Source organism: Occultella aeris (assembly GCF_902703175.1).
Classification (GTDB): domain Bacteria; phylum Actinomycetota; class Actinomycetes; order Actinomycetales; family Beutenbergiaceae; genus Occultella; species Occultella aeris.
Map to the genome: position 1 here is coordinate 1 of NZ_CACRYJ010000021.1, position 13,091 is coordinate 13,091.

Consider the following 13,091-nt stretch of genomic DNA (forward strand, 5'->3'; position numbering starts at 1 on the left):
GGGCAATGGCGGCGGCGATGACTGATCGCCCGCAGGGCCGTCGGCTGGTCCCGGGGACGCTCCTCCCGGGGACGCTCTGAGCGCCAAGGGCGCGGCCGTGCGCCGCGCCGTCGGGATCGGTGCCCTCGGTGCCGCCGCAGGGCTCGGCTGGGCCCTCCTGGAGGCGCAGGCCTACACGCTGCGCCGGGTCACCGCGAGCGTCCTGCCGGCCGTGGCACCGGACGTGCGCGTGCTGCACATCTCCGATCTGCACCTGCTCCCGAGCCAGCGGCGCAAGGTGGAGTGGCTGCGCGCCCTCGGGGACCTGCAGCCGGACCTGGTCATCAACACTGGGGACAACATGGCCCACCGGGACTCGATGCCTGCGGTGCTGGAGGCCCTGGCGCCACTGCTCAAGGTGCCCGGTGCGTTCGTGATGGGCTCCAACGACTACTACGAGCCGGTACTGCGCAACCCGGCCCGGTATCTGCGTGACGACCCCCGGAGCCCGGACGCGCCTGTGGCGCCTCCGCTTCCTGCCCGGGCGCTCGGCCAGGCGTTCTCCGCGGCGGGCTGGGCGGACCTGACCAACACCCGCGCGCAGGTCGAGGCGGGCGGCGTGACGTTCTCGTTCGTCGGGGTGGACGACCCGCATCTCGAGCGCGACCGCTACCCCGCAGCCGGCGCCGGCGACCCTGGCCGATCCACCGCGGGTGAGCCCGACGGCGGTGGACCCGTCGTGCACGTCGGCGTCACCCACGCCCCCTACGTGCGGATCCTCGACGCGATGCACGCGGACGGTTGCAGCCTGATCCTCGCGGGCCACACCCACGGCGGACAGCTCTGCGTGCCCGGCTACGGCGCGCTCGTCACGAACTGCGACCTCGACACCGGTCGGGCCAGCGGGCTGCACGGCTGGCCGGGCGTGCGCCCGGACGTCGACGGCGGCGCCTCCGGATCCTCCTGGCTGCACGTGAGCGCGGGGCTCGGCACGTCCCCGTTCACGCCGGTCCGGTTCGCGTGCCGCCCCGAGGCGACGCTGCTCACGCTGACCGCGGCGCGCTGACCGGCGAGCGACGGGCCGAGCGGCTGGCCGCCGCCCGGCCTGTGATCGTCCGCACACCGGGCCAGTTTCACTATGGGCCCCGGACTCCGCTATCCTGACGAGGCTCCCCGGGGTGTGGCGCAGCTTGGTAGCGCGCTTCGTTCGGGACGAAGAGGTCGCAGGTTCAAATCCTGTCACCCCGACAGATTGTCGCTCGGCGAGCAACACGAAGCAGGCCGGTCCCTCACGGGGCCGGCCTGTTTCGCATGTGGTTCCGGGTGCGGCGTCAGTCGCCGTCGGCAGGCGTGCCCGCACCCACCGGCTCGACCGCGGTCCCCCGCCACCGGGAGATGGCACGCATCACGTGGTAGACGAGCAGCGCGGAGGCGGTGCCGAGGGCGATCCCCTCGAACGTCAGCGATCCGGCCACCCAGGTGTAGTTCGCGATGCCGACGATGAGCGCGATGCCGGCGGTGGTCAGGTTCACCGGGTCGGAGAAGTCGACCTTGGCCTGGACCCAGATGCGGGCGCCGAGCACGCCGATCATCCCGTAGAGCACTGTGGCCGCGCCGCCGAGCACGCCCGCCGGCACCGTATTGATGACCTCGCCGAACTTCGGGGACAGGCTCAGCACCAGCGCGAAGGTCGCGGCGGTCGCGTAGGCGGCGGTGGAGTACACCCGGGTGGCGGCCATGACGCCGATGTTCTCGGCATAGGTCGTCGTCCCGGAACCGCCGCCGGCCCCGGCCAGGGTGGTCGCGAGGCCGTCGGCGATGAGCGCCCGCCCGGTGATCGCGTCGTAGTTGTCACCGGTCATCGCGGCGACCGACTTCACGTGCCCGATGTTCTCGGCGATCAGCACCAGGACCACCGGGATGAACAGGCCGAGCGTCGCGAGATCGAACGTCGGCGTGGTGAACTGCGGCAGCCCGACCCAGTCCGCCTCCCCCACCTTCGTGAAGTCGATCTCGCCCCGCCACGCGGCCACCGCGTAACCCACGAGCACCCCGAGCAGGACCGCGAGCCGTCCGAGGATGCCCCGGAACAGCACCGTGATCAACACGATCGCGGCAATCGTGACGATCGCGGTCACCGGCGCCGCGGAGACGTTGCCCCAGGCCGCCGGGGCGAGGTTGAAGCCGATCAGGGCGACGATCGTGCCCGTCACGACCGGTGGCATCACGACGTCGATCCAGCGCGCCCCGGCCACGTGCACCACGACGCCGACCAGCGCGAGCAGCACGCCGACCACGAGGATGCCGCCCAACGCCGTCGACATGCCGTGCGTGCCCATCACTGCACCGATCGGTGCGATGAACGCGAAACTGGAGCCGAGGTAGCTCGGCAGGCGGTTGCCGGTGATCAGCAGGAACCCGAACGTCCCGATCGCGGAGAAGAACAGGGTCGTCGAGGGTGGGAACCCGGTGATCAGCGGCACCAGGAACGTCGCGCCGAACATCGCGACCACGTGTTGGGCGCCGATGCCGATCGTGCGTGGCCAGGACAGCCGCTGCCCGGGGCCGACCACCTCGCCCGGTCGGATCGTCCTGCCGTCTCGATACAACGTCCAGCCCTGCACGGGTGCTCCTCACCGAAGTGTCCGGGCCACCGGCCGGGACCCGTCCGGCATCGTAGCGGCGCCACGAGGATCGGCCCGACGCCCCTTGCCTGGGCAGGCCGTGCGGAGCCCGCCCTCGTGCCCGTGGCAGGATCGGTGCCATGCCGATCCCCGACTTCGTCACGGACCTACGACGGCACGTCGGGACCGAGCTCCTCTGGCTCTCCGGGGTGAGCGCGGTGGTGTTCGACGACGCCGGCCGGGTCCTGCTCGGGCGCCGCAGCGACACCGGCCGGTGGGCCGTGATCAGCGGCATCCTCGACCCCGGCGAGCAGCCCGCCCTCGCCGCGCTGCGCGAGGTCGCCGAGGAGACCGGGGTGAGCGCACGGGTGGAGGCGTTGACGTCGGTGCGCACCGGCGCCGCGGTCACCTACCCGAACGGTGATCGTGCGCAGTACCTGGACCTGACGTTCTGGTGCCGGTACACGGGCGGCGAGGCCCGCGTCGCCGACGACGAGTCGCTCGAGGTCGGGTGGTTCGCGGTGGACGCGCTGCCCGAGCCGCTTGCCGACTCCACCGGGCAGCGCCTCGCGGACACGCTCGCCTTCCGGGCCGACCCGTCGGCCGGGCCCGCCTTCGAGCGGTGAGGCGACGCCGTCGCCGATCGGGCCCGACGGCGGAGCGTCAGTTCGCGCGTCGCCGCGCCGCCGCGGCGGCCAGGTCCCGGAGCACCGATTCCGTCGTGTCCCACGACATGCAGGCGTCCGTGACCGACTGGCCGTACGTGAGCCCCGTCGGCGCCGGTTCCTGGCGCCCGGCCACCAGGAAGCTCTCCAGCATCACCCCGGCCACCCCGCGCTCCCCCGCCGCGACGAGCTGCGCGATCTCCCGAGCCACCTCGGCCTGACGGACGTGGTCCTTGCCGCTGTTGCCGTGGCTGGCGTCCACCACGAGACGCCGGACCAGGGCTGAGGCCTCGAGCACGTCGAGGGCGGCGGTGAGCGCGGGCGGGGCGTAGTTCGGCCCCCGCCGACCGCCGCGCAGGATCACGTGGGAGTCCGGGTTGCCCGCGGTATTGACGACGGCGGCCCGGGCGGCCGCGTCCACGCCGAGGAAGGTCTGCGGTGCGGACGCGGCGATGCAACCGTCCGCGGCCACCTGGACGTCGCCGTCGGAGGAGTTCTTGAAGCCGATCGGCATGGACAGCCCGGAGGCCAGCTGCCGGTGCACCTGGGACTCGACCGTGCGGGCACCGATCGCGCCGTAGCTGACGGTGTCCGCGATGTACTGCGGTGACGTCGTCTCGAGGAACTCGCACCCGGCGCTCACGCCCGCGGCGAGCACGTCCAGGAGCACGGTCCGGGCCAGGCGCAGACCGCGCGGGATGTCGTAGCTGCCATCGAGCCCGGGGTCGTTGATCAGGCCCTTCCAGCCGGTGGTGGTGCGGGGCTTCTCGAAGTAGACCCGCATCACCACGTGCAGGTCGTCGCTCAGCTCCGCCGCGAGCTCGGACAGCCGGTGGGCGTACTCCACGGCCGCGACCGGGTCGTGCACCGAGCACGGGCCGACCACCGCGAGCAGTCGGTCGTCACGGCCGGCGAGGATGTCCTGGGTGTGCGCGCGGGAGCGGGCCACGAGGTCGGCGGCCGCATCCGGCAGCGGCTGCTCGGCGAGCACCTCGCTCGGGGTCGGCAGCGGCTCCATGCGCAGCACGCGCAGATCGTTCGTGCGTTCGCTCTGGATGGGGTTCATCTGAAGGGGTGTCCTTCCGGTCCGGGCGGATCACCCCAGGTCCCGGAGCGCCCGCCTCAATGGCGAAGGGCGGGACCGTAATGGTCCACGCCCTGTGTCGGCTCCGGTTGCGCGCGTCAGTGGCTGAGCGCGACGGCCGGGGCCGACTCGCTAAACCAATACTGCCGTGCGCAACGCATGAGGTGAGGATACACACCCGGCAAGGCTGCGCCGTCGGGCGTCTCACCCGACGGCGCCGCCACGCACTCAGTAGGCCGGACCGGTTCGCCGGATGTCGTCCGGCCAGGCCGTGGTCACTCCGAGCGTGCCCCGCAGCAGATCCTGGTAGTCGCCCCGGCTGGTGGCGTCGGCGTGCACCTTGCGGGGGGCCACGCCCCGGTCCAGGCAGAACGCCACGAGCGCGCCGACCGCCTCCCCGATCGACCACTCCACCGGGTGCAGGCGGTAGCAACCGTTCGTGATGTGCGTGGTGCCGATGTTCTTGCAGGCCGGCAACAGGTTGTCGACCCGGACCGGCAGGAGGGCACCGAGGGGGATCTGGAACGGGAAGCAGGCGATGTCCACATAGGTGCGCCCGGCGGTCGAGGGGTGCAGGTCGATCCGGTACTGGCCGATGCCCACGGCGTCGTCGAACGCCTCGGATCCCGCGCCCGCTCCGCGAGCCTTGACGCCCACGTGTTGCTCCAGGACCGTGAACTCGGCCTCGATCCGGCGTGACTCGCGGATGTAGGCGGCCTTGGCCAGTCCGTCCGCCGTGCCGGTCACGTCGGGGCGGAGCCGTAGGCCCGGGTAGCCGGTGCCGCCGTCCTCGCGCGGCGCGTCGGTCTGCATCCAGTACAGGAAGGACAGCGACAGCTCCCGGCTGGCCGCGAGGGCCTGCTCCTTCTCGGCCGCGTCGACGCCGAGGAGCGGCGCGTCCCAGTAGTCGATCTGCGGCCAGTTCACCGTCGAGATGTCACGCAGGCCCGAGGCCGGATCGAACTGCTCGGCGGCCAGGATCCGGCGGTAGCGCCAAAGGTCGAACGGGACGCCGTCCGTCGGTTTCGACATGAAGATCGGCCGGTCCCGACGGGCCAGGAACACGGGCTCCACGTCCACCCAGGACAGCTGCGGTCCGGGCCAGAAGTCGTCCACCTTCGTGGCCCAGTGCTGGTAGGACGCCGGGCGGTCGATCGTGTGGTCCTCCCCGGGCCGGTGCTCGAGGGCGTAGCACCAGGAGACGGCCTGCTGATCGAGCGGGTCCGCCTCCTCGGGCGCATGGAGTTCGCCGGTGCTCCGACGCGACTCGGCGCCGATGACGTGTTCCACGCCGCCGAGCTCGAGGAGGTCCCCGAGTTCGGTGGCATCGACGACGAAGTCCGCGGTGACGGTCACCTCGTTGCCGGTGCGCTGATCGCGCAGCGTCACCGCGTCGATGAGGTCGCCGCCGGCGTGGACCGCCGTCGGGATGTGCTCACGCAGCACCTCGATCGCACCCGAGGCGCACCACGGAGCCAGCATCTCCTCGATGGCGGCCACCGCGACCCTGGGTTCGTGGCACAGCTTGGACACCCGCCCGAGCCCCGGGTTGAGCGCGGGGTCCCCGGCCGCGTCCGGTAGTAGCGGGTAGTTGCGCCGGTAGTAGTCACGGATCCGGCGCCGGAGCTCGGCGTAGCTCGGGGAGACGAGGTCGGACTCGATCCAGGCGTGCTCGTCGGGTGGCGTGAGCTGGGCGGTCAGCTGCCCACCGAGCCAGTCGGTCTCCTCGGTGAGGACCACCCGCCGGCCCAGCTTGGCCGCGGTGAGCGCCGCGGCGACCCCGCCGAGCCCACCCCCGACCACGAGGATCTCGGTTCGTCGTTCCGTCATTGATGTGCCTTCCGTTGTTTCGCATGGGTGATGGTGCTGCCGGGCGCCACGGAGCACGGCACCCAGGTCTGCTTCGGGCCTGTGCTGGGTTCCTCGACGAGCTCGATCAGCTGATCCACGGCCCGGCGGCCGAGTTCGAGCCGGGGGATCACGAGGCAGTCCCAGGCCACCGCCGAGTCCGGTGCACGGGTCTCGAGCACCGCGATGGAGACATCCGCGGGCACGGTGAGACCGCGGGCGGCGAGCGCGGCAGCCATCTGCTCGGCGAGCCACACGCTCTCCGCCACCACCGCCGTCGAGCCGCTGCGCAGCAGCTCCTCGACCGAGTCGTCATCGAAGCCCGATCTGCCCGCCGCGCCCGGCGAGTCGTCCCGCAGGCCCAGCTCCGCGAGCGCGGTCTGGTACCCGGCCCGCCGGTCCTGGTAGGGCTCGTTGTCGTTCGGGTCCCGCAGGTAGGTGAAGGTGCCGTGGCCAAGACCGGCCAGCTGGGCGACCACCTCGGCGGACGCGGTGCGATAGTCCGGGATGACGCACGAGATCTCGACGCCGGGCACGTCCCGCCGGCCGACGTGCACGAACGGGTAGCCGTCGCCGCTGAGGCGGGCCAGCTCGTGCGGATCGGACGCGACGCCGAGCAGGATGCTGCCGTCCGCCATGCCGAGCCGGTTCATGCCCGAGTTGTAGACGGTGCCCGTCCCGCTGCGGCCGGTGGCCGAGGTGAACAGGACCAGGTCGTTGCCGGTCTCCTCGGCCCGCTCCTCGATGCCGAGCAGGAAGTCCAGGTAGAACCCGTCCCTGGCCCACTGGAACAGCGGCTCGAACGCATGCACCCCCAGCAGCGAGTTGCGCCGCCCGCGCAGGCTCCGGGCCGCCGGGTTCGGGACGTAGCCGAGTTCCCGCACGGCCGCCCGGATCCGCTCGGCCGTGACCGGGGGGATCCGGGTGAGGTCCCCGCTCACCACCCGGGACACCGCCGACTGCGAGACACCCGCCAGCCGCGCCACGTCCGACTGGCGCACCGGCCGGTCCCGGCGGGCCGTCGTCACAGTGCCGGCTCCGTGGTGCGCCGGGCCAGCGCGGCCGAGTAGCTCTCCGCCCCGATCTCGTCGGCGCGACCCTCCTCGTGCAACCAGCACCGGGACCAGTGCCCGTCGCCGAGATCGGTCCGGGGTGGTTCCTGGAGCGCGCATCGGCTCATCGCGAACGGGCACCGGGGGTGGAACCGACACCCGGTCGGCGGCTCGATCAGGCTCGGTGGTTCACCGAGCGTCTCGGCATCGGCGAACTGCTCGTCCCTTGACGTGGTGCCCACCCGGTCCGGGTCCGGTGAGGACTCCACGAGCAGCTTCGTGTACGGGTGCGCCGGGGCGCCGATGACCCGCTCCTTGGGACCGCCCTCGATCATCTGGCCGGCGTACATCACCACCACGTCGTCGCAGACGTAGCGGGCGCTGGCGATGTCATGGGTGATGTAGAGCATGGCCAGTCCCTCGTCACGGCTGAGCCGCCCGAGCAGGTTGAGCATCTCGAGGCGGATCGAGACGTCCAGCATCGAGATCGGCTCGTCACCGAGCAGCACCTTGGGGGCCACCGCGAGCGCCCGGGCGATCACGACCCGCTGGCGTTGACCGCCGGAGAGCTCGTGCGGGAACTTGTCGAGGAAGTCCGCGCCGGGGGTGAGGCTGACCCGCTCCAGCAACCCGATCGCCCGCCGGCGTCGCTCCGCCCGGCCGGTCCGGCGGTCGTGGATGCGCAGGGCACGGTCCAGGTTGTGCCACACCCGGTGCACCGGGTTCAGGGATCCGAACGGGTCCTGGAAGATCAGCTGGACCGTCTGGTGGTAGCCACGGCCGGCGGCACCCTTGCCCACCGGGACGTCCTCGAGCCGGATCTCCCCTTCGGTCGGTTCGTAGAAGCGCGCGAGCAGCCGGGCCAGTGTGGTCTTGCCGCTGCCGCTCTCCCCGACCACCGCGACGATCCGCCCGGCGTAAAGGTCGATCGAGGCGTGTTCGACGGCGCGCACCACGGAGGAGTCCCCCACCGCGTTGCGCACCACGAAGTGCTTGCTCACGTCGACGGCGGAGAGCACCGTGCCCTCGTCCGTTGCGGTTGATGTCGGGCTGCTCATCGGCTCTCCTCCGGGGTCAGCAGCAGGCACGCGGCCTCCTGTTCGGGCAAGGGTACGAGCGCCGGCGTCGTGCTCACGCAGGCCTCCACGCGCACCGGGCACCGGGGGTGGAACGGGCACCCGCTCGGCAGCCGGCGCAGGTCAGGCGGGCTGCCGGGAATGCCCTGGAGCGTGCGCAACGGTGCGTGCAGGGGTGGGAACGAGTCCCTGAGCCCGCGAGTGTACGGGTGCGCCGGGTCGCGGTACAGGGCGGCTGCGGTGCCCACCTCCACGATGCGCCCGGCGTACATGATGGCGATCCGGTCGGCCGCCTCCAGGAGCAGGGAGAGGTCGTGCGTCACCATGATCACGGCGAAGCCCGGTTCCCGCCGCAGCCGCAGCACCTGGGCGAGGATCTGCCGTTGCATCACCACGTCGACGGCGGTCGTCGGCTCGTCCATCACCACCAGTTCCGGTTCGCACGCCAGGGCCAGCGCGATCGTGGCGCGCTGGCGCATCCCCCCGGACATCTCGTGCGGGAAGCTCCGGGCCCGGTCCGCCGAGATACCGACCATCGCGAGCAGCTCGGTGGTGCGGTCTCTTGCACCGTTGCGGCCAAGGTCGGGGTAATGGGTGCGCAGCACGTCGACGAACTGGTCGCCGAGCCGCATCACCGGATTGAGCGCATCCATCGCGCTCTGCAGCACGATGGACATGGTCGACCACCGCATCCGGCGCAGCTCCCGCGCGGACAGGCCCACCAGGTCGGTCCCCGGCCGGCCGTCCGCGGGGTGGAACGTGATGCTGCCGGACGTCGTCGTGGCCGGAGGCCGCTGCAGCCGGGTCAACGCCGTGATCAACGTGGACTTGCCCGAGCCGGACTCACCGGCGATGCCGAGGATCTCACCACGCCGGAGCGACAAGGTGACGTCCTTGCAGGCCGCGACCGCGCCGTCGGGCCCGATGTATTCGACCGTGAGGTCACGCACGTCGAGCACCACCTCGTTGGCTGGCCTGCCGGCGGCGGCCGGGGTCCGGCTCCGGGTCCGGGCGGGCGCGCTCATGCCGTCCTCGCATCCGCCGCGACGGCGCGTTCCACCCGGCGGGTGCGCCGGACGACTCTGCGGGTGGCGGAGCGCAGCTTCGGGTTGGAGAGCTCGTCCACGCCGAAGTTGAGCATCGCCGCGGCGGTCCCGATCAGGGCGATGCACAGCCCCGGTGGAACGAACCACCACCACAGTCCCCGCAGCACCGCGCTCTGCGACTGGGCGGCCTGGATCATCGAGCCCCAGCTGATCGCTCCGGAGTCGGAGATGCCGAGGAAGGCCAGGCCCGCCTCGGCCAGGATCGCGCCGATCATCGCCGAGAGGAACATGGAGGCGATCCAGCCACCCAGGTGCGGGAGCACCTCGGCACCGATCAGGCGCGGGTTGGACTCCCCGAGCATGCGCATCGCCAGCACGAAGTCACGGTTGCGCACACTGAGCGTCTGGGCGCGCAGCGTCCGGGCCCCGCCGGCCCAGCCGAACACCCCGATGATGATCGCGATCATCCAGAGCCCGGTCCCTTGCAGGTACCCGGAGACGATGAAGATCAGCGGAAGCACCGGCATCACCATGAAGAGGTTCGTGACGAAGTTCAGGATGTGGTCGGTGCGCCCACCGAAGAAGCCGGCGGTGACACCGAACACGATCGCCAGCACGGTACCAATGAGCGCCGCCAGGACGCCCACGAACATCGATCCGCGGGCTCCGGCGATCAGTTGGGCGAGGACGTCCTGCCCGAACTGGGTGGTGCCGAGCCAGTGCTCGGAGCTCGGCGGGGCAGCGATCGCGGAGATGTCGTTCGCGCGGGGGTCGATGCCGAGGACGGTCCCGGTCAGCCATGGACCGAACACGGCGAGCCCGACGAAGAACCCCACCACCACGAGTCCGAAGCGGACCTTCGGATGGGACAGGAAGGTTGTCTTCACGACGGCATCAACCCTGCTCGCGGACCCGGGGGTCCACGAACACGTAGACGGAGTCGGCGATGAGGTTCGCCACCAGGACGGTCAGTGCTATCAGCAGGAACACGCCCTGCATCACGGGGTAGTCACGCTTGGTCAGTGAGTCGTAGAGCAGGTAACCGATGCCCGGGTAGCTGAACACGATCTCGGTGAGCAGGGCGCCGCCGATCACCCCGCCCAGCGCCAGGGCGAACCCGGTGAAGCTGGGCAGCATGGCGTTGCGCGCGGCATAGCGCAGCACCACCCGGCTCGGCGCGAGCCCCTTCGCCTGGGCGAGCAGCACGTAGTCCTCCCGGACGGTTGTGACCGTCATGTTGCGCATCCCCAACAGCCAGCCCCCGAACGCGGAGAACACGATCGTGGCGGCCGGGAGGATGCCGTAGCGAAGCGCGCTCAGCCAGAACGCGGGGCCCTCGAGGTCCGGGTCGTAGCCACCCGAGGACGGCAGCCAGCGCAGTTCGAAGGCGAACACCCACAGCGCGATCAGCGCCACCCAGAAATACGGCACCGACGAGATGAAGGTCGAGGCCGGGGTGACGATGGCATCGAAGCGTCCACCCGCCTTCCAACCCGTCAGCACACCCAGACCGGTGCCGATCACGAACGCGAGCACCGTGGTGGTGCCGACGAGCATGAGGGTCCAGGGCAGCCCGGCGGCCACGAGGTCCGCGACCGGGGTGGGGAAACGGGAGATCGAGGTGCCCAGGTCGAATCGGGCCAGCTGGCCGAGGTAGGCGAGGTACTGCTCGCCCAGGTTCGCGTCCGGATCACCGAACAGCGTCTGGATGGAGACCAGGGTCTCGGGCGGGAGCTGGCGCCCACTGACCCGTTGCAGCTGGTCCACGATCGCGATCGACGGGTCACCGGGCATCAGCCGCGGGAGCAGGAAGTTCAACGTGATCGCCGCCCAGGCCGCGGTCAGGTAGAACCCGAGCCGGCGGGTCAGGAAGGCCCATCTGCTCGGCACCCGCAGCCGGGTCGTGGGCGCCGCCACCTCCGTCAGCTGCGGTGCGAGGGTCACGGCGCCTCCCCCGGCCGGCGGCGCGCCGTCACGACTCCGCCCGGCGCAGGCCGAGCAGGGTCAGCGTGGTGTCCGGGCCCTGCTGCGGGGACGGGATGTAGCTGAAGTCCTCGGGGGTCGGCCAGCCCGTCCACTCGCTCGCGTTGATGTCGATGAACCAGTAGCTCGTGTAGATCGGGCTGTACGGGACGCCCTCCACCACGATCCGTTGCATCTCGTGGCCCAGCTCGCGCAACTCCTCGGGATCTGCCGTGGATGCCATCCGTGCGATGACGTCGTCGGTGGCCGGATCGTTCCAGCGCCCGTAGTTGGTGGCCGCCTGTTCACCCTCGGGTGCCAGGTACTGCGAGCTCAGCCCGCTGTAGACCCCGTACACGCCGGCCCCGCCGGTGGCGTTGATCGTGATGTCGAACTGACCGGTCTGCTGCTGCTCGAACAGGGCGGCGCCCGGCGCACCGGCCGGCGTCACCTCGAGGCCGAGGTTGTCGCGCCAGCTGTTGATCATGATGTCCGCGTAGGCCTCCCAGCCGAAGTCGGTGTTGAAGGAGATCGTCGGGTTGTAGACCTGCCCGTCCCGCACCAGGGCGCCGCCCTCGACGGTGAAGCCGGACTCGGCCAGCTCGGCCAGCGCGCCCTCGACGTCGACCTCCTGCACCAGGCCCTGATACTCCGGCAGCAACCAGTCGGCATAGACGCCGTCGACCAGCCCGGTGGGTCCGGCCTCGGTGCCCGGCCGGTTCAGCGTGGCCACGATGTCCGAGCGCGGGATCGTCATCGCGAGCGCGCGGCGCAGGTGGACGTCGTCGAACGGGGCGCGGCCGGTGTTGAAGATCGCCGAGAACGCACCCCCGGTCGCGTAGAGCTGATAGTGGTTCACGTCGGGGTCGAGGGCGACGAACTCGTCCTCCCCGTTCGCCCAGGACACGGTGCCCCATTGGACGTCACCGCTGAGCAGCTGCGCCTTCACCGTGTCCTGGGTGACCGGCACAACCTTCACGGTCTGCACCTCGAAGGTGCCGCCCCAGTAGTCGTCACGGGCCTCGAACGTGACCTGCTGCGGCGAGAAGGCCGCCACGGTGAAGCCGCCGGTGCCCACCGGTTCAGGGTTGGTCCAGGTGGTGAGGTCCTGCTCGCTCCAGATGTGCTCGGGCACGATCTGCAGGTTCGCGAACTGGTTCAGCGAGCTGTAGGAGGCGGCCGGGTAGGTGACCAGGACCTCGTGCTCCGAGACCGCCTCGACGGCCTCATAGGTGGCGCCGGTGGCGTTCAGCTCGGCATGCTCGAGTGGGATCGAGAGCGAGAAGGCGACGTCCTCGGCGGTCATCGGCTCCCCGTCGGAGAAGGTGACGTCGTCCCGCAGCGCGAACGTCACCTCGGTTCCGTCCGGGGAGAACGTCCAGGACTCGGCCAGCCACGGCACGAGGTTCCCGCCGTCGCTGTAGTCGATGCGGACCAGCGGCTCGTAGACGAGCGCACTGTTCGGCGACTTGTCCGTCGCCGGGGAGTACACGTTGTAGTTGAGCGTGTAGGTGGTGCCGCCGTCGGTATTGCCGTAGACCAGTGCCGGGACGTCCTCGTCGGAGCCGTCCGTGCCGTCCGGGTCGGCCACCGTGTTCGGCGAGCAGGCCGCCACGAGTGCCGCCGTGATGCCGAGGGGCAGAGCCACCCTCATGATCCTGTCCTTGATGCGCATGAGAACTCTCTCGTCGTCGAGGTCGATCAGTCGATGCGCCACGGTGGATCAGGGTTTGCTCATTCGTATGCCCACCGCAG

General features: G+C 71.0%; 11 protein-coding genes and 1 tRNA gene. 3 read left to right on the top strand and 9 right to left on the bottom strand.

Going from position 1 to position 13,091, the window contains the following annotated elements:
- The first annotated feature begins 97 nt into the window (after positions 1-97).
- Both HALOF300_RS07710 and HALOF300_RS07715 read left to right on the top strand, forming a co-directional pair.
- Positions 98-1,045, top strand: coding sequence for a metallophosphoesterase (locus HALOF300_RS07710; protein ID WP_231955124.1), 948 nt, complete (start codon positions 98-100; stop codon positions 1,043-1,045).
- 108 nt (positions 1,046-1,153) lie between these two features.
- Positions 1,154-1,227, top strand: a tRNA-Pro gene (locus HALOF300_RS07715).
- An 83-nt stretch (positions 1,228-1,310) separates the two neighbouring features.
- On the opposite strand, the gene HALOF300_RS07720 is transcribed toward HALOF300_RS07715, so the two are convergent.
- Positions 1,311-2,603: a uracil-xanthine permease family protein gene (locus HALOF300_RS07720; RefSeq protein WP_156740384.1), complete on the bottom strand. Its 1,293-nt coding sequence runs from the start codon at positions 2,601-2,603 to the stop codon at positions 1,311-1,313.
- A 140-nt stretch (positions 2,604-2,743) separates the two neighbouring features.
- Between HALOF300_RS07720 and HALOF300_RS07725 the strand changes: the two genes are divergently transcribed.
- Positions 2,744-3,229 carry an NUDIX hydrolase gene (locus HALOF300_RS07725; protein ID WP_156740385.1) on the top strand — a complete coding sequence of 162 codons (486 nt, stop codon included), beginning with the start codon at positions 2,744-2,746 and terminating at the stop codon, positions 3,227-3,229.
- Between the two features lie 37 nt (positions 3,230-3,266).
- Here the strand turns inward: HALOF300_RS07725 and HALOF300_RS07730 are convergent, their stop codons facing one another.
- The 8 genes from HALOF300_RS07730 to HALOF300_RS07765 form a co-directional block, all read right to left on the bottom strand.
- Positions 3,267-4,334: a 3-deoxy-7-phosphoheptulonate synthase gene (locus tag HALOF300_RS07730; RefSeq protein ID WP_156740386.1), complete on the bottom strand. Its 1,068-nt coding sequence runs from the start codon at positions 4,332-4,334 to the stop codon at positions 3,267-3,269.
- A 246-nt stretch (positions 4,335-4,580) separates the two neighbouring features.
- Positions 4,581-6,182, bottom strand: a complete 1,602-nt coding sequence (locus HALOF300_RS07735) for an FAD-dependent oxidoreductase (protein WP_156740387.1) — start codon at positions 6,180-6,182, stop codon at positions 4,581-4,583.
- Positions 6,179-7,228, bottom strand: a complete 1,050-nt coding sequence (locus tag HALOF300_RS07740) for a LacI family DNA-binding transcriptional regulator (protein ID WP_156740388.1) — start codon at positions 7,226-7,228, stop codon at positions 6,179-6,181. The genes HALOF300_RS07735 and HALOF300_RS07740 overlap by 4 nt, the downstream gene beginning before the upstream one ends.
- Positions 7,225-8,310: an ABC transporter ATP-binding protein gene (locus HALOF300_RS07745; RefSeq protein ID WP_156740389.1), complete on the bottom strand. Its 1,086-nt coding sequence runs from the start codon at positions 8,308-8,310 to the stop codon at positions 7,225-7,227. Before HALOF300_RS07745 ends, HALOF300_RS07740 begins: the two co-directional genes overlap by 4 nt.
- Positions 8,307-9,353 carry an ABC transporter ATP-binding protein gene (locus HALOF300_RS07750; protein ID WP_156740390.1) on the bottom strand — a complete coding sequence of 349 codons (1,047 nt, stop codon included), beginning with the start codon at positions 9,351-9,353 and terminating at the stop codon, positions 8,307-8,309. Before HALOF300_RS07750 ends, HALOF300_RS07745 begins: the two co-directional genes overlap by 4 nt.
- Complete coding sequence (locus HALOF300_RS07755; protein ID WP_156740391.1) at positions 9,350-10,261, bottom strand: ABC transporter permease; 912 nt, start codon at positions 10,259-10,261, stop codon at positions 9,350-9,352. The genes HALOF300_RS07750 and HALOF300_RS07755 overlap by 4 nt, the downstream gene beginning before the upstream one ends.
- 7 nt (positions 10,262-10,268) lie before the next feature.
- On the bottom strand, positions 10,269-11,264 hold the full coding sequence (locus tag HALOF300_RS07760) for an ABC transporter permease (RefSeq protein ID WP_156740421.1): 996 nt from the start codon (positions 11,262-11,264) through the stop codon (positions 10,269-10,271).
- 82 nt (positions 11,265-11,346) lie between these two features.
- A complete protein-coding gene (locus HALOF300_RS07765; RefSeq protein ID WP_231955126.1) occupies positions 11,347-12,990 on the bottom strand; it encodes an ABC transporter substrate-binding protein in 1,644 nt (547 codons plus the stop codon).
- Positions 12,991-13,091 lie beyond the last annotated feature (101 nt).